The sequence below is a fragment of the Nocardioides halotolerans DSM 19273 genome (assembly GCF_000422805.1).
GTDB classification, from domain to species: domain Bacteria; phylum Actinomycetota; class Actinomycetes; order Propionibacteriales; family Nocardioidaceae; genus Nocardioides; species Nocardioides halotolerans.
The window spans coordinates 136,065-152,584 of sequence record NZ_AUGT01000021.1 but is presented as its reverse complement, the minus strand read 5'-3'; the positions used below and the strand labels follow the sequence as shown (position 1 = coordinate 152,584).

General features: G+C 71.9%; 15 protein-coding genes. 8 read left to right on the top strand and 7 right to left on the bottom strand.

Annotation, left to right across the window (positions count from 1 at the left end):
- Positions 1 to 131: 131 nt before the first annotated feature.
- The 6 genes from G514_RS0106110 to G514_RS25200 all read left to right on the top strand — a co-directional run bounded on the left by G514_RS0106110 (position 132) and on the right by G514_RS25200 (position 9,202).
- Complete coding sequence (locus G514_RS0106110) at positions 132 to 2,111, top strand: alpha-1,4-glucan--maltose-1-phosphate maltosyltransferase (protein WP_028651026.1); 1,980 nt, start codon at positions 132 to 134, stop codon at positions 2,109 to 2,111.
- Positions 2,111 to 3,901 (top strand): maltose alpha-D-glucosyltransferase, encoded by a 1,791-nt coding sequence (gene treS / locus G514_RS25210; RefSeq protein ID WP_084151819.1) that lies wholly within the window; start codon positions 2,111 to 2,113, stop codon positions 3,899 to 3,901. Before G514_RS0106110 ends, treS begins: the two co-directional genes overlap by 1 nt.
- Positions 3,898 to 5,298, top strand: coding sequence for a maltokinase N-terminal cap-like domain-containing protein (locus tag G514_RS0106100; protein WP_028651025.1), 1,401 nt, complete (start codon positions 3,898 to 3,900; stop codon positions 5,296 to 5,298). The genes treS and G514_RS0106100 overlap by 4 nt, the downstream gene beginning before the upstream one ends.
- Positions 5,295 to 7,490: a 1,4-alpha-glucan branching protein GlgB gene (gene glgB, locus G514_RS25205; protein ID WP_036563770.1), complete on the top strand. Its 2,196-nt coding sequence runs from the start codon at positions 5,295 to 5,297 to the stop codon at positions 7,488 to 7,490. The genes G514_RS0106100 and glgB overlap by 4 nt, the downstream gene beginning before the upstream one ends.
- Before the next feature lie 143 nt (positions 7,491 to 7,633).
- The gene (locus G514_RS0106090) at positions 7,634 to 8,647 is read left to right on the top strand and encodes an NUDIX hydrolase (protein WP_028651024.1); all 1,014 of its coding nucleotides are present in this window, start codon (positions 7,634 to 7,636) and stop codon (positions 8,645 to 8,647) included.
- Between the two features lie 81 nt (positions 8,648 to 8,728).
- Positions 8,729 to 9,202 (top strand): hypothetical protein, encoded by a 474-nt coding sequence (locus G514_RS25200; RefSeq protein WP_051246935.1) that lies wholly within the window; start codon positions 8,729 to 8,731, stop codon positions 9,200 to 9,202.
- Positions 9,203 to 9,208: 6 nt separating this feature from the next.
- Here G514_RS25200 and G514_RS0106080 read toward each other — a convergent pair whose 3' ends face one another.
- Genes G514_RS0106080 through G514_RS30150 form a run of 4 tightly spaced genes read right to left on the bottom strand, consistent with a single transcriptional unit; the run spans position 9,209 to position 11,476 of the window.
- Entirely contained in the window at positions 9,209 to 10,153 is a 945-nt protein-coding gene (locus G514_RS0106080; RefSeq protein ID WP_028651023.1) for a co-chaperone YbbN, read from the bottom strand.
- Between the two features lie 26 nt (positions 10,154 to 10,179).
- Complete coding sequence (locus G514_RS30845) at positions 10,180 to 10,728, bottom strand: MmcQ/YjbR family DNA-binding protein (protein ID WP_211222057.1); 549 nt, start codon at positions 10,726 to 10,728, stop codon at positions 10,180 to 10,182.
- 42 nt (positions 10,729 to 10,770) lie between these two features.
- Positions 10,771 to 11,301, bottom strand: coding sequence for a PH domain-containing protein (locus G514_RS0106070; RefSeq protein ID WP_036563825.1), 531 nt, complete (start codon positions 11,299 to 11,301; stop codon positions 10,771 to 10,773).
- 13 nt (positions 11,302 to 11,314) lie between these two features.
- Complete coding sequence (locus tag G514_RS30150) at positions 11,315 to 11,476, bottom strand: hypothetical protein (RefSeq protein ID WP_157544624.1); 162 nt, start codon at positions 11,474 to 11,476, stop codon at positions 11,315 to 11,317.
- Between the two features lie 342 nt (positions 11,477 to 11,818).
- Here G514_RS30150 and G514_RS0106060 point away from each other — a divergent pair, with 342 nt between their 5' ends.
- Complete coding sequence (locus G514_RS0106060) at positions 11,819 to 12,025, top strand: hypothetical protein (RefSeq protein ID WP_157544623.1); 207 nt, start codon at positions 11,819 to 11,821, stop codon at positions 12,023 to 12,025.
- On the opposite strand, the gene G514_RS0106055 is transcribed toward G514_RS0106060, so the two are convergent.
- Positions 12,015 to 12,833 carry a MerR family transcriptional regulator gene (locus G514_RS0106055; RefSeq protein ID WP_028651020.1) on the bottom strand — a complete coding sequence of 273 codons (819 nt, stop codon included), beginning with the start codon at positions 12,831 to 12,833 and terminating at the stop codon, positions 12,015 to 12,017. The two genes, G514_RS0106060 and G514_RS0106055, sit on opposite strands and share 11 nt — an antisense overlap.
- A 91-nt stretch (positions 12,834 to 12,924) precedes the next feature.
- Between G514_RS0106055 and G514_RS25190 the strand changes: the two genes are divergently transcribed.
- On the top strand, positions 12,925 to 14,370 hold the full coding sequence (locus G514_RS25190; protein WP_051246932.1) for an MFS transporter: 1,446 nt from the start codon (positions 12,925 to 12,927) through the stop codon (positions 14,368 to 14,370).
- On the opposite strand, the gene meaB is transcribed toward G514_RS25190, so the two are convergent.
- Both meaB and G514_RS0106040 read right to left on the bottom strand, forming a co-directional pair.
- Positions 14,328 to 15,293 carry a methylmalonyl Co-A mutase-associated GTPase MeaB gene (gene meaB / locus G514_RS0106045; RefSeq protein ID WP_028651019.1) on the bottom strand — a complete coding sequence of 322 codons (966 nt, stop codon included), beginning with the start codon at positions 15,291 to 15,293 and terminating at the stop codon, positions 14,328 to 14,330. The genes G514_RS25190 and meaB overlap by 43 nt on opposite strands.
- A complete protein-coding gene (locus tag G514_RS0106040; protein ID WP_028651018.1) occupies positions 15,283 to 16,473 on the bottom strand; it encodes an acetyl-CoA C-acetyltransferase in 1,191 nt (396 codons plus the stop codon). Before G514_RS0106040 ends, meaB begins: the two co-directional genes overlap by 11 nt.
- Positions 16,474 to 16,520: the final 47 nt, after the last annotated feature.

Below are 16,520 nucleotides of genomic sequence, written 5' to 3'. Positions count from 1 at the left end.
GGTCGCCAGCGCCCTCCCGAGCCTACGTCGCCGGCCGGCCGATGCGTCCGGCCCGGGTGGGTACTGGCCGCGTGCCCGGCCGCGACAGACGGCCTTGCACCCCCACGCCGCGACCTCGCTAGGTTGGAGAAATGGTCGGACGCATCCCCGTCATGGACGTCATGCCCGTGGTCGATCTCGGTCGGCAGGCGGCCAAGGCGACCGTCGGCGAGCCCTTCCCCGTGCGCGCGACCGTCTTCCGCGAGGGCCACGACCGCCTCGCCGCCGAGGTGGTGCTCACCGCCCCCGACGGCACCAAGCGGCCGCCCGTGCGGATGACCAAGCACGAGTCCGTCCCCGACCGCTACGACGCGTGGGTGACGCCGGACGTGGTCGGCGCGTGGACCTTCGAGATCCACGCGTGGTCAGACCCGATCGCGACCTGGGAGCACAACGCCGGCCTGAAGATCCCGGCGGGTGTCGACGTCGACCTCATGTTCGAGGAGGGCCGGGTCCTGTGCGAGAAGGTCCTCGCGGAGGTCGACCCGGCCGGCCGCGAGGGCAAGCTCCTCCAGGGCGCCATCGACGCCGCCAAGGACGCCGGACGGCCTCCGGCTGCCCGGCTCGCCGTGCTCCAGGACCCGGCGCTCGTGGCGGCCATGGAGGCACACCCGATCCGCGAGCTCGTCACGGTCGAGGGCCCCTACCCGGCGTACGCCGACCGCCCGCGCGCGCTGTTCGGCAGCTGGTACGAGTTCTTCCCGCGCTCGGAGGGCGCGACCACCGACGCCGACGGCACGGTCGTCAGCGGGACGTTCCAGACCGCGGCCAGGCGCCTCGACGCGGTGGCCGCGATGGGCTTCGACGTGATCTACCTGCCCCCGATCCACCCGATCGGCGAGGTCAACCGCAAGGGCCCCAACAACACCCTCACCCCCGGACCCGACGACCCCGGCTCGCCGTGGGCGATCGGCTCCAAGGACGGCGGTCACGACGCCGTCCACCCCGACCTCGGCACCATCGACGACTTCGACGCGTTCGTGGCCCGCGCCCGCGAGCTCGGCCTCGAGGTGGCGCTCGACCTCGCGCTGCAGGCAGCGCCCGACCACCCCTGGGTGACCAGCCACCCGGAGTTCTTCACCACGCGGCTCGACGGCACGATCGCCTACGCCGAGAACCCGCCGAAGAAGTACCAGGACATCTACCCGATGAACTTCGACAACGACCCGGTCGGCATCTGCCGCGAGGTGCTCCGCGTCGTGAAGCACTGGATGAGCCACGGCGTGCGCATCTTCCGGGTCGACAACCCGCACACCAAGCCGGTGGCGTTCTGGGAGTGGCTGCTCAAGGAGATCCGCCGCACCGACCCCGACGTGCTGTTCCTGTCCGAGGCCTTCACCCGCCCGGCGATGATGCACGGCCTCGGGGCCGTCGGCTTCCACCAGAGCTACACCTACTTCACCTGGCGCAACGCCAAGTGGGAGCTCGAGGAGTACCTCCGCGAGGTGTCCAGCGAGTCCGACCACGTGATGCGGCCGAACTTCTTCGTCAACACCCCCGACATCCTCCACGCCTACCTTCAGTACGGCGGGCCGGCCGCCTTCAAGGTCCGGGCCGCGATCGCGGCCACCGGCTCGCCGAGCTGGGGCGTCTACGCCGGCTACGAGCTGTTCGAGCACGTCGCGGTGCGGCCGGGCAGCGAGGAGTACCTCGACAGCGAGAAGTACCAGATCCGGGTCCGCGACTGGGAGGGCGCGACCGCCGAGGGGCGCACGCTGGCGCCGTACCTCACCCGGCTCAACGAGGTCCGCCGCCAGCACCCCGCGCTGCAGCGGCTACGCAACGTGGTGGTCCACAGCAGCGACGACGAGAACGTCCTCGTGTTCTCGAAGTCCGCCGAGCTCCCCGACGGAGAGAGAGACACGGTGATCACGGTCGTCAACCTCGACCCGCACGCCACCCGGGAGACCACCGTCCACCTCGACCTGCCCGCCCTCGGCTTCAGCTGGGGCGACAGCTTCGCGGTGCACGACGAGATCACCGGCGCCGACTGGAGCTGGGGCCAGCACAACTACGTGCGGCTCGACCCCGGCCACGAGCCGGCGCACGTGCTGACGGTGCGGGCGTCCTGATGGCCGCCAAGAAGACCGCGACCGACCTCGACCCCGAGGTCGAGGAGCACACCGTCGTGGAGACCTCGCCGCCGCCGGACACCGACCCGTTCCCCGACCAGGAGGGCAGCACCCCCGACTGGTTCAAGACCGCGGTCTTCTACGAGGTGCTGGTCCGGTCCTTCCGCGACTCCAACGGCGACGGCACCGGTGACTTCAAGGGCCTCATCGAGAAGCTCGACTACCTGCAGTGGCTGGGCGTCGACTGCCTCTGGATCCCGCCGTTCTTCGCGAGCCCGCTGCGCGACGGCGGTTACGACGTCGCCGACTTCACCGACATCCTCCCCGAGTGCGGCACGGTGGACGACTTCCACCTGTTCCTCGACGAGGCCCACAAGCGCGACATGCGCGTGATCATCGACTTCGTCATGAACCACACGAGCGACCAGCACGCGTGGTTCCAGGCCAGCCGCGAGGACCCCGACGGCCCGTACGGCGACTTCTACGTCTGGTCCGACACCGACGAGAAGTATCAGGACGCGCGCATCATCTTCGTCGACACCGAGCCGTCGAACTGGACGTGGGACCCGGTCCGCCAGCAGTACTACTGGCACCGCTTCTTCTCCCACCAGCCGGACCTCAACTTCGACAACCCCGCGGTGCACGACGCGATCCTCGACGCGGTGTCGTTCTGGTTCGACATGGGCCTCGACGGCTTCCGGCTCGACGCCGTGCCCTACCTCTACGAGCGCGAGGGCACCAACGGCGAGAACCTCCCCGAGACCCACGCGTTCCTGCGCAAGCTGCGGCGCTACGTCGACGAGAAGTACCCCGGCAAGATCCTGCTCGCCGAGGCCAACCAGTGGCCGGCCGACGTCGTCGACTACTTCGGCGACTTCGAGGCGGGTGGCGACGAGTGCCACATGTGCTTCCACTTCCCGGTGATGCCGCGCATCTTCATGGCCGTGCGACGCGAGTCGCGCTTCCCGATCTCGGAGATCCTCGAGCAGACGCCGCCGATCCCGACCGGCTGTCAGTGGGGCATCTTCCTGCGCAACCACGACGAGCTGACCCTCGAGATGGTCACCGACGAGGACCGCGACTACATGTGGGACGAGTACGCCAAGGACCCCCGCATGAAGGCCAACATCGGGATCCGCCGGCGTCTGGCGCCGCTGCTCGACAACGACACCAACCAGATCGAGCTGTTCACGGCGCTGCTGCTCTCGCTGCCCGGCTCGCCCGTCCTCTACTACGGCGACGAGATCGGGATGGGCGACAACATCTGGCTCGGTGACCGCGACGGCGTGCGCACCCCCATGCAGTGGACGCCCGACCGCAACGCCGGCTTCTCCTCGGCGACGCCCGGCAAGCTGCACCTCCCGGCGATCCAGGACCCGGTCTACGGCTACCAGAGCGTCAACGTCGAGGCGCAGCAGGAGAACCCCTCCTCGCTGCTGCACTGGACCCGCCGGATGCTCCAGATCCGGCGCGGCCACGACGCCTTCGGGCTCGGGTCCTTCTCCGACCTCGGCGGCTCCAACCCGTCGGTCCTGAGCTACGCCCGCGAGCACGTCGTCGACGACGGCTCGACCGAGGTCGTCCTGTGCGTCAACAACCTCTCGCGCTTCCCGCAGCCGGTGGAGCTCGACCTGCGCCGGTTCGAGGGGATGCGGCCGGTCGAGCTGATCGGCGGCGTGCAGTTCCCGGCGATCGGCGAGCTCCCGTATCTCCTGACCCTGACTGGGTACGGCTTCTACTGGTTCCGGCTCACACCCCCAGACGACCCGGAGGAGGCTCCGCTCCTGTGATCCCTCCTCATCTCGACCCCGAGGTCTTCCGCTCCTACCTCGACCGGACGCGCTGGTTCGGCGGCAAGGGGCGCCCCTACACCGTCACCGACGTGCACGCCCTCGGCGAGCTGCCGGGCGGCCCGCCGGTCGTCGTGATCCACCTCGTCGAGGTCACCTACGCCGACGACGAGGGCGGGACCGAGCTCTACCAGGTGCCGCTCGCCTTCTACGAGTCCCCCGAGGGGCGGCTCGACCACGCGTTCGTGGGCTGGTGGGAGGACCCCGACCACGGCTGGCAGCACGCCTACGACGCGGTGCACGACCGCGACGCCATGGCGCTGTGGCAGCGGGCGTTCGCCGAGGCGGCCGGCACCGGCCGCGTGGACGTCGGCGCCTTCCGCTTCCACCGCCTGCCCGGCCACGACCTCGACCTCGAGGCGCACTCGTCGCTGTTCAGCGGGGAGCAGTCCAACTCCTCGGTGGCGTTCGGCGAGGACGCGCTGATGAAGGTGTTCCGCAAGGTCACCCCCGGCACCAACCCCGACATCGCCGTGCACGAGGTGCTGACCCGGGCCGGCTCGGGGCACGTGGCCGCGCTCTACGGCTGGCTCGACGTCGACGACGGTGGGGAGCCGCTGCAGCTGGCGATGCTGCAGCAGTTCCTCCGCACCGCCAGCGACGGGTGGGACCTCGCGCTGGCCAGCGTGCGCTCGCTCTTCGCCGACCCCGAGGTGCACGCCCACGACTCGGGTGGCGACTTCGCCGGCGAGTCCACCCGGCTCGGCGAGGCGCTGCGCGAGGTGCACGAGGCGCTGCGCGAGCACTTCCCGTCCGAGACCCGCCCGGCCGCCGCCGCGGCGGAGCTGGCGGCCACCATGACCGGCCGGCTCGAGGCCGCGCTGGGCGTCGTACCCGAGCTGGCGGAGCACGCCGCGACGCTGCGGGCGACGTTCGCCGCGGTCTCCAAGCTCGACGGCCTCGAGGTCCAGCAGGTGCACGGCGACCTCCACCTCGGCCAGACCCTGCGCACCTCGCAGGCCTGGAAGATCGTCGACTTCGAGGGCGAGCCCGCCAAGGCGCTCGCCGAGCGGCAGCTGCCCGACTCGCCGTGGCGCGACGTCGCCGGGATGCTGCGCAGCTTCGACTACGCCGCCCGCGTGGTCGAGCGGTCGCTGAGCACCAGCGACGACGCCGACGCCGCGCGCATCGACCACCGGGCGCAGGAGTGGTCCGAGCGCAACAAGAACCACTTCCTCCACGCCTACGTCGGGGGCCAGCCGACCCACGCTCAGCAGGTCCTCCTCAACGCCTACGTCGCCGACAAGGCGGTCTACGAGACTGTCTACGAGACCCGCAACCGCCCGTCCTGGGTGGCGATCCCGCTCCAGGCCGTGGCCAGGATCGGAGCAGCATGAAGACGCGCACCCCGGCCGTCCGCCCCGTCGACGCCGACGAGCTCGACCTGCTGGTCCGTGGCGAGCACGGCAGCCCGCACTCGGTCCTCGGCCCGCACCCGCACGACGGCGGTGTGACGATCCGGGTCTTCAAGCCGCTCGCGAAGCGCGTCGTGATCCGCCACGGCGACGGCAGCACGCACGAGCTCGCCCACGAGCACGGGGGCATCTGGGTCGGTGTCCTGCCGGGTGACGACGTGCCCGACTACCGCGTCGAGGTGACCTACGACGACGGTCACCCTCACGTCGTCGACGACCCCTACCGCTTCCTCCCGACGCTCGGCGAGATGGACCTGCACCTGATCAACGAGGGGCGCCACGAGCAGCTCTGGCTCGTGCTCGGCGCGCGGGTGCACCACTACGACACCCCGTTCGGCGACACGATCTCCGGCACCTCGTTCGCGGTGTGGGCGCCGAGCGCGCGCGCCGTGCGCCTCAAGGCCGACTTCAACAGCTGGGACGGGCGCGAGCACCCGCTGCGCCAGCTCGGCCAGTCGGGCGTGTGGGAGCTGTTCGTGCCCGGTGTCGGGTCCGGCACGGCCTACAAGTACGCCGTGCTCGGCGCCGACGGGCAGTGGCGCGAGAAGGCCGACCCGATGGCGTTCTGGGCCGAGGTCCCGGCAGACACCGCCTCGAAGGTCTACGAGTCCGGCTACGAGTGGGGCGACGGCGACTGGATGACGTCGCGCCCCGCCAAGCAGCACGTCCACGAGCCGATGTCGGTCTACGAGATGCACCTCGCCTCGTGGCGACGCGGCAAGACCTGGCAGGAGCTGGCCGACGAGCTGCCGGCGTACCTCTCCGACCTCGGCTTCACCCACGTCGAGCTGATGCCGGTCATGCAGCACCCGTTCGGCGGGTCGTGGGGCTATCACGTGACGTCGTACTTCGCCCCGGACTCGAGGTTCGGCGACCCCGACGGCTTCCGGCTGCTCGTCGACCGGCTGCACCAGGCCGGCATCGGCGTGATCCTCGACTGGGTGCCCGGTCACTTCGCGACGGACGAGTGGGCGCTGGCGCGCTTCGACGGCACCCCGCTCTACGAGGACCCCAACCCCCAGCGCGGGTGGCACAAGGAGTGGGGCTCCCACATCTTCAACTTCGGCCGCAACGAGGTGCGCAACTTCCTCTACGCCAACGCGCTCTACTGGCTCGAGGAGTTCCACGCCGACGGGCTGCGCGTCGACGGCGTCGCCTCGATGCTCTACCTCGACTACTCGCGCGAGGAGGGCGAGTGGACGCCGAACAAGTACGGCGGCCGCGAGAACCTCGAGGCGGTGCAGTTCCTCCAGGAGATGAACGCCACCGTCTACAAGCGCACCCCCGGCGTCACCACCATCGCGGAGGAGTCGACGTCGTGGCCGCAGGTCACCGGGCCGACGTCCGAGGGCGGGCTGGGCTTCGGGTTCAAGTGGAACATGGGCTGGATGCACGACTCGCTCGGCTACGTGCAGCACGACCCCGTGCACCGCGCGTTCCACCACGGCGAGATGACGTTCTCGCTCGTCTACGCCTGGTCGGAGAACTACGTGCTCCCGATCAGCCACGACGAGGTCGTGCACGGCAAGGGCTCGCTGCTGCGCAAGATGCCCGGCGACCGCTGGCGGCAGCTGGCCAACCTGCGCGCCTACCTCGGCTTCATGTGGGCCCACCCGGGCAAGCAGCTGCTGTTCATGGGCGCCGAGCTCGGCCAGGAGTCGGAGTGGGCCGAGGCGCGTGAGCTCGACTGGTGGCTGCTCGACCACCCCGAGCACCGCGGCGTCCACTCGCTGGTCAAGGACCTCAACCGGGTCTACGTCGAGACGCCCGCGCTCTGGCAGCGCGACGACGACCCGGGTGGCTTCCAGTGGGTCGACGCCAACGACGCCGGCCGCAACACCTTCAGCTTCATCCGCCGCTCGGCCTCCGGGCCCGACCTCGTGTGCGTCGCCAACTTCGCCGCCGTGCCACATGAGAGCTACCGGCTCGGCCTCCCCTCGGCCGGCACCTGGGACGAGGTCCTCAACACCGACGCCCAGGGCTACACCGGCTCCGGCGTCGGCAACCTCGGCGGCATCACCGCCGTCGACGGCGACCACCTCGGCCAGCCGGCGTACGCCGACATCGTCGTGCCGCCGCTGGCCACGGTGTGGTTCCGAGCCCGTTCGGAGTGAGGGCGCGGGGCAGTTTCACCGGGTACCCGGTGAAACTGGACCTTCCCGTATGGAGTTCCACGACGGAAGCGCCAGTTTCGTGCGGGCAGTGCCATGGTCGGGGCACGTCGCCTGCCAACGAGCCTGCCAACTAGCCTGACTGCGTGCCTGCCCGACCTCACCTGACCGACGGCGTGGTGTCACTGCGGCCCTGGCGCGAGAGCGACATCGCGGCTGCCGTCGCCGGGCACGACGCCGAGATCATGCTGTGGTTCGGCCAGGACGCACCACCGTCCCACGACGGCATGCGCGAGGTCCTCCAGCGTTGGCAGGAGGAGGACACCGCCGGCACGCGGATCGGCTTCGTCATCGAGCACGACGACGAGCCGGTGGGCGCGGTGGAGGTCCGGCCCCGGGGTGCCGCGGCGGCGCTCTCGTGGTGGCTCTTCGCCGGTCACCGAGGGCTCGGGTTCGCCACCCGGGCCGTCCGCCTGCTCGTCGACTACGCGATCGAGGCTCTCGGCGCACGGCGCGTGGAGGCCGAGGTGGATCCTCGCAACCAGGCGTCGTTGCGGGTCGCCACTCGAGCCGGCCTCCGGCGTGAGGGCGTACGCCGGGTCGAGGCGGGCATGGCCGACCGGCCCGACCAGACCGACGTGGTGGTCCTGGCCCGGCTCGCGACGGACCCGCCGGTCACCGACGCCGAGGGGTTCCGGGCGCTGCTCAACTCGTTCCTGCCCCGCAAGCGGGCGATCAGCCAGCTGCTGGTCCGCGACCCGGAGGGGCGGGTGCTGCTGTGCCGGCTGACCTACAAGCAGGACTGGGACCTCCCGGGCGGGGTCGTCGAGGTCGGCGAGTCGCCCCAGCTGGCGGTCAGCCGCGAGGTCGAGGAGGAGCTCGCGCTCCAGCTCCCCGCAGGGCGCCTGCTGCTCACCGACTGGCTGCCGCCGTGGAGCGGCTGGGACGACGCGCTGTGCCTGGTCTTCGACGGCGGCGAGCACGACCCGTCGATCCTCGACGAGATCGTGCGACAGGAGCGCGAGATCCGCGACGCGGCGTTCTGCACCGTCGAGGAGGCGCGCGAGCGCTGCGCCGACTTCACCGCGCGTCGCATCGAGTCGGCGCTCGCGAACGTCGCCGGCGGCGGGCCGGCGTACACGGAGTCGGGCACCGGCTGAGGCAACCGGCTGAGGCAACGGGCTGCCAATGGCCCGTTCGCGTCATGTGGCGCCTCGCGATCCGCGCGCACGCTGGCGGGCATGGACATCGACTCACGACTCTTCGTCATCATCGCCTCACGCGTCCCCGCGATCTGGGACGTCATCGGCCCGGTGGCCCTCAACCCGCAGCCGCTCCCGCCGCTGCCGCCGGAGGTCTTCACCGAGCTCAACCCGCAGCCGCTGCCGCCGGGACCTCCGCCGGAGACGTACGGCGCCGTGGTCGGCCGCGAGCTGGTCCGGCTGCAGTGGGCCGCCGACAAGCTCGGTCAGCAGGTGGCCCCGCTCGCCGACTGGGAGGACGACCCCTGCCCGACCTACCCACACCGGCCGAAGCTGCCCCCGTGGCTGCCCCCGGTGCCGGACCCGAACCCGGCGTGGCTCGACGGCTACTACCTCGGCCTGGCCTGCGCGCTCGCAGCCGGTGGCGCCGGGATGAGGGAATCGGCGTTCATGGGCGAGGCGTTCGAGCGCGCCCTGAAGGCGCTCGGCAGCGCGCGCGAGGCTGCGGCCTAGGAACGCCTAGAACAGCGCGTTGGCGAGGGCCTGCCGGCCCTTGAGCACCCGCGGGTCGTCGTTGCCAACGGCGGCGAACAGGCCGAGCAGGTGCTCTCGCGCGGCGTTGCGGTCGGCGTCGCTCGTGCGGCGCACGAGCTCGACCAGCCGCGCGAACGCGTCGTCGACGTTGCCGTCGAGCAGGTCGACGTCGGCGGCCAGCGTCTGCGCGGCGACGTCGTCGGGGCTGGCGTCGGCTGCTGCCCGGGCCGCGGTCGCGTCGGCACCGGAGGCGCGCTGGAGCACCTTCGCCATGGCCAGGCCCGCGGCCGCCTCGGCGTCGGCGGGGTTGGCCTTGAGGAGGCGCTCGTACTCCGCGACGGCAGTGTCGTAGTCGCCGGCGGCCAGGGCTTCCTGCGCCGGGGCGTAGCGGGGGTCGAGCGGTGGCTCGCCGTCCTCGGTCTCGGCGGCGGGGCCGGCCTGACGGGGCTGGTGGCGGCCGGTGATGCCTTGGGCGGTGAGCTGCTGCATCACCTGGTTGACCGCGGTGCGGAGGCTGTCGAGGGTCAGCACGTCCTGGAGGAGCGGCTGGGGGCGCCCGTCGATGACCGCGAACACGAACGGCACGGACTGCAGCTGCACCGCCTGGGCGATCGCCGGCTGGGTGTCGATGTCGACGAGCCCGGCGAGGAACCGGCCTTCGTACTCCTCGGCCACCGTCGCCAGGTCGCGGGCCATCTGCTGGCTCTCGGGCAGGCGGGTGGGCGAGTAGAACACGAGCAGGACCGGTGCGGTGAGCGAGGCCTCGACCGTGCTCTGGAAGGTCTCCTCGGTGACGTCGAGCCAGTACGACGCCCCGCCGGCCGGCGCGGCACCGCCATCGCCGCCCGGCGTCTGGGGCGCTCCCGCGGCGGGGCGCTTGAGCCCGGACAGGTCGATCGCCCCGGGGCGCGAGAACGGCTGCTGCGTCATGCCTCAATCCTAGAGAGGGCCCACAGTCACCTCGTCCACCGGTAGAGCTGTCCGTTGCGCACCTCGACCTCGGTCGGCGGACGCGGCGTCGGCACCTGCTGGAGGTGGCGGAGCACGGTCGTCCGGCCGCGCAGGGCGGTCTCGCCGTCGCGCCAGTGGAGGTAGGGGTGCAGCAGTGGCCGCAGCTCGCCCCACTCCCCCGCGTCGATCGCCGCCCAGGCCTGCGCCGCCGGCCGCGGCAGCTCCGGGAGGTCGTGCAGCATCTTCGGCGTGCACATCCGCCACGCGTCGGTGACCAGCTCACGCATCTCGGCGAGGTCGAGCCGGTCGAGGTGGGCGCAGACCCACTGGTAGCGCAGGTCGCCGGCCGGCGGCAGGAAGAAGGTCTCGGGGTCCGACTCGATCAGCCCGTCGCGCTCGGCCTTCGGGAACCCGAACCCCATGTCCTTCTCGTCGCGGCTGAACGCCGCGAACACGATCTGGCCGACCCGGAGCTTCCACCGCTGGCGGACGCTCACCTCGTAGGCGCGCGGTAGCGCGAGCGCGACCTCGCGCACGTCGTCGGCGGTGACCACGGCCGCGACGCTAGTGCGTGGCGCCGACGGGCGCCCCTTCGCTCAGCGCTGCTGGGCCGCCCGCGGACCCCGGAGACCGACGACCTGCACGACGCGCTGGATCTTCAGGTCGCGCTCGTCGGGCCGGCCGACGTACCTGATCTCGCGCAGGCCCTGGTCCTGGGCGGCGGACTCGAACGTGAGGTGGCCGTAGCCGAGGATCCGGCCCGCGACCGGCTTGTCGACGGTGATGTCGAGGATGCGGTGCAGCGGCATCGTCGCGCGGTGCGTCGACAGGACGCCGTGCAGCCGGAAGACCCGCATGTTGGTGACCACGAAGCACTCGCGGCGCTCGCGGACCGTCACCCAGGCGGCGTGCAGGCACAGCGCGAGCCCGACCAGCACCAGCCAGCCGCCGGGGTCGGCGGGCTGGATGACGAAGGTGCCGATGAACATCAGCACCAGCGCCACGCACAGCTCCGCGACCGGGAGCACGAAGACGATCCAGTGGCGGCGCACCTCGTCGACGACGACCTCGTCCTCGTCGCGCAGGAGGTAGCGCCCGACGTCCGGCTCGGTGATCCGAGCGAGCATGCTCACCCCCGGCTCAGAGGTCGCCGAGGAACTCGATGAGCGAGGAGAACAGCTGCTGCCCCCACCCGCCGACCGAGTCGCCCGTGGCCTGGGTGAAGTCGGCCAGGCCGTGGGGGTCGGTGAACATCCAGAAGCCGAAGAAGACCACGAGCACGGCGAGCACGCCCTTGTTCATGGTGGAGTCCGTCCTGTCGTGCTGGGGAAGTGGGCACAGGTACGCGTCTACTGTTACCAGAGTTGCTGATGGGTCGGTGGGCGCCGCGCCGTCCGCAGGCCCACCCGTCGCTCGGACCGCGCACCAGCGGAGGGTGTCCTCAGCCGATTCCGGGTGATCGGTCCGCCGGCGGTCACCACCGGAGGTGATCGGCTGGCCCACCTGGACCATGCCGACCCCAGTGCTGTCTAGACGCTGGCGCGTCGTGTGCCGCTTTGCCATCACACCGGCGCCCGGCCGTCGTTGAATCGGGCGACGCCTTCCCCCGATGCGTCACCCTCCGGCGAGAATGTGGGTCTCCCGATGGCAATGCCCAACTCAACGTTCGTCCTGCTCTACGCGAGCCTGGCCCGTGCTCCCGAGTCCGCGATGACCCTGGCGTCGCGGATGGCGGCCACCGCCTTCGAGGCGCGCGACCTCGGTGGCGTCCAGCGCTGGACGCAGTGCTACGCCGAGCTCAGGTCGGTCTTCGGCGACCCCCAGGACGAGCGGGTCCGGCTCAGCCGCTGACCGGCCAGCAGACCTCGGTGGTGTGGGCCAGGAGGTCGTCCTCGTGCCCGACGGGGAGGAAGCGCTCGACGACCGGGCCGTCCGAGGTGAGCGCCTGCTCGAGGACGGTCCGGCCGACGGCCGAGTAGGCGCCGTCGAGGTCGACCATCGGTCCGTCGTGGGTGGCCACGGCGTACGTCGCCGCCGGCCGGGTCAGCGCCTCCACCCGGCCGGCCAGCGCCGGCACCCGGTCCACCGGCACGAACGCGACCAGGTCGGCGGCGCCCTCGGTGAAGAACTCGGCGGGGAACTCGGCGCCGTCGGCGCCGGTGCGGCCGATCCCGGCGCTGCGGAGGAGCCGGTGCAGCTCGGTGAAGGCCTCGACCCACCACGCCAGGACCGTGTCGGCGCCCACGTGACCGCGGATGGCCAGCACCATGGTGGCCGCCTCGTCGCGATGGGTGACCGGGACCTCGGCCTCGTCACCTGCCAGCATCCGGCGCAGTGAGTCGACGGTGTCCTGCACCTGCTCGAGCTGGCGGCTCATCCGGTCGAGGTGCTCGATCATGACGGCGTTGCGGGTGACCTCGTCGGGCGCCGCGAGCACGCTGCGCACGTCGTCGACGGGCAGGTCGAGGTCGCGGAGCCGCCGGATCAGCCGGGCCCGGGCGACCTGCTCGACCCGGTAGTAGCGGTAGCCGCTGCTGGGGTCGGTGCGCGCAGGCTCGAGGAGGCCCACGTCGTGGTAGTGCCGCAGCGCCTTCACGGTCAGGAACGTCATCTTCGAGAAGTCGCCGATGGTGAGCAGCTCGGGTGTCGACGCGGCCATGCGCCCAGCGTGCACTCTCCCCCCACGGGAGAGTCCAGCGGATATGGAACCGGGTTGACCCTCCCGTTGCGGGAGGCCCGAGAACGGTTCCATGACCACCGACACCTTCCGGCGCGGGCCGCTCACGGTGCTGCTCACCGGCGTCTTCCTCATCGTCCTCGACTTCTTCGTCGTCAACGTCGCGCTGCCCTCCGTGCAGCGCGACCTGCACGCGGACGACACCGCCCTGGAGTGGCTGGTCGCTGGCTACGGCCTGACCTACGGCGGCCTGCTCCTCGTGGCCAGCCGGACCGCCGACCTCTGGGGCCGGCGACGGATGTTCGTCCTCGGCACGGCGCTGTTCGTGCTCAGCTCGGCCGCGTGCGGGTTCGCACCCAGCATCGAGACCCTCCTGCTGGCCAGGCTCGTCCAAGGGGCCGCGGCCGCGCTCATCGGCCCGACGGTGCTGAGCCTCATCGGCGACGTCTACCAGGGCCCGCACCGCGTCCGCGCGCTCGGGGCGTACGCCACCGCCATGGGCCTGGCGGCCGCGACGGGCCAGCTGATCGGCGGGCTCCTCATTCACCTCGACCTCGCGGGCTCCGGCTGGCGCGCCATCTTCCTGATCAACGTGCCGATCGGCCTGGCCGCGCTCGTGGCCGCTCCCCGGGTGCTCCCGGAGACCCGGCTGGCGGGGGTCTCCCGTCCGGACGGCGCCGAGGCCGTGCTGGTCGTCGGCGCGCTGACCGCGCTGGTGCTGCCCCTGGTCGAGGGCCAGCGTCAGAGCTGGCCGCTCTGGACGTGGCTCTGCCTCGCCGGGTCCGTCCTGGTGGCGGGTGCCGCCGCGCTGCGTGGCCGCGCGCTCCGACGTGGCGGGCGCAGGCCGCTCGTCGACCTCGAGCCGCTGCGCGCCCGCGCGGTGGCCGCCGGACTCCTCGGCCAGACGCTGCTCTTCACCGGCATGGCGGCGTACTTCCTGGTCTTCGGCCTCTACCTCCAGAACGGCCGCGGCCTCGGCCCGCTCGCGTCGGGCGTCGTCTTCACCGTGACCGCCTCGGCCTACATGATCGGCACCCGGCAGGCGGCCGGCCTGCTCGGCCGCTACGGCGCCCGCACCGTCATCACCGCGGCGGCGCTGCTCTTCGCGGCCGGGCACGTCGTCGAGCTGGTCGCCGTCGAGGAGGTCGGCGTGGGCGGCTCGGTGCTCTGGCTGGTGCCCGGCCTGGCCGTGAGCGGGTTCGGCATGGGCGTGACGCTCTCCGGGCTCGTCGGGGTCGTGATGGGCTCGGTCGCTCCGCAGCACGCCGGTGCCGTCTCGGGCACGTCGTCGACGCTGCAGCAGATCGGCAACGCGGTGGGCGTCGCCCTGGTCGGGATCATCTTCTTCGGCCGCCTCGACGACGGCATGGTCGACGCCTTCGAGGCGAGCCTGGTCTACCTCGTCGCCACCACGGTCGCCGTGGCGCTCGCCGCGGCGTTCCTTCCCGGGCGGCCACGGGCCGAGGTCGACCCTGGTCAGTCGGTGGCGCTGGCGACCAGCTCGTCGGCGGCGGCGTAGGGGTCCTTGACCCCGGCCACGACGGCCTCGGCGAGCGCGTCGAGGCCGTCGTGGACGTCGATCCCGCCCTCCCACCGCTCGCGCAGCGCGGCGACGGCGATGGCCTCGATCTCCTCGCGGGCACGGCACGTACGCCGGCGCACCAGCTCACCGTGCTCCTCCAGCCAGGTGCGGTGCCGGTCGAGCTCGCTCACCAGCTCGTCGACGCCCCGGCCCTCCTGGGCCACGGTGAGCACGATCGGCGGCTTCCAGGCGCCTTCCGGCCGGTCGGCGAGAGCGATGGCCGAGCGGAGCTCGCGGCGTACCTGCTCGGCGCCGTCGCGGTCGGCCTTGTTGACGGCGTAGACGTCGCCGATCTCGAGGATGCCCGCCTTGGCGGCCTGGATGCCGTCGCCGAGGCCCGGCGCCATGAGCACGACCGTGGTGTCGGCCGTGCCGGCGATCTCGACCTCGCTCTGGCCGACCCCGACCGTCTCGACAACCACCACGTCGCAGCCCGCGGCGTCGAGCACGCGGAGCGCCTGCGGCGTCGTCCACGACAGGCCACCGAGGTGCCCGCGCGAGGCCATCGAGCGGATGAAGACGCCCGGGTCGGTCGCGTGGTCCTGCATCCGGATCCGGTCGCCGAGCAGCGCGCCGCCGGAGAACGGCGAGGACGGGTCCACCGCGAGCACGCCGACCCGCTTGCCCGCCTTGCGGAGCTCGGTGACCAGCGCGCTGGTCGTCGTCGACTTCCCGACCCCCGGCGACCCGGTGACGCCGACGACGTGCGCGTGGCCGGCGTGCGGCGTCAGAGCCGCCATCACCTGGCGCAGCTGGGGCGAGCCGTCCTCGACCATGGAGACCAGCCGCGCCACCGCCCGGGACTCGCCGTCCCGGGCGCGCGCGACGAGGTCGTCGACCTGCTCTGCCCTACGGGACACGGACGATCAGGGCGTCGCCCTGGCCGCCACCACCGCACAGCGCAGCGGCACCGACGCCGCCGCCGCGGCGCTTGAGCTCGAGGGCGAGCGTCAGCACGACCCGGGTGCCCGACATGCCGACGGGGTGGCCCAGGGCGATGGCGCCGCCGTTGACGTTGACCTTCTCGTCGGGCAGGCCGAGCTCGCGGGCCGCCGAGATGCCGACGGCTGCGAACGCCTCGTTGAACTCGACCAGGTCGAGGTCGGTGGGGCTGATGCCTTCCTTCTGGCAGGCCAGCGCGGTGGCGTTGGCCGGCTGGAGCTGCAGGCTCGAGTCGGGGCCGGCGACCATGCCGTGGGCGCCGATCTCGGCGAGCCACTCCAGGCCGAGCTCCTCGGCCTTGGCCTTGCTCATCACCACGACGGCGGCGGCGCCGTCGGAGATCTGCGACGACGTGCCGGCCGTGATGGTGCCCTCCTTGCTGAACGCCGGGCGCAGCTTGGACAGCGACTCGACGGTGGTGTCGCCGCGGACGCCCTCGTCGGTGGTCACCATCACCGGGTCGCCCTTGCGCTGCGGCACGGGGACCGGGACGACCTCGTCGTCGAAGAGGCCGTTCTTCCAGGCCTCGGCGGCGCGCTGGTGCGAGCGGGCGGCGAACTCGTCCTGCTCCTCGCGGGTGAGGTTGTGCGCGGCGCCGTTGATCTCCTCGGTCAGCAGGCCCATCGCCTGCTGGGTGACCTGGTCGAACAGTGCGTCGTAGGCCATCGAGTCGACCAGCGCCGTGTCGCCGTACTTGAACCCCTCGCGGGACTTCGGCAGCAGGTGGGGCGCGTTGGTCATCGACTCCATGCCGCCGGCGACGACGATCTCGACCTCGCCGGCCCGGATCAGCTGGTCGGCCATCGCGATCGAGTTGAGGCCGGAGAGGCAGACCTTGTTGACGGTGATCGACGGGACGCTCATCGGGATCCCGCCGGCCACCGCCGCGTTGCGCGCGGGGTTCTGCCCGGCGCCGGCCAGGATCACCTGGCCCATGATCACGTAGTCGACCTGGTCGCCCGAGACACCGGCCTTCTCGAGGGCGCCCTTGATGGCGACCCCGCCCAGGTCGGCGGCGGTGAGGTCCTTGAGACCGCCGAGGAGACGGCCGATCGGCGTGCGGGCCCCGGCGACGATCACGGATGGGTTGTCGGACATGCGCCAAACCTCCACTGCAGCGACTCGACGTGACGAAGCCAACGCCA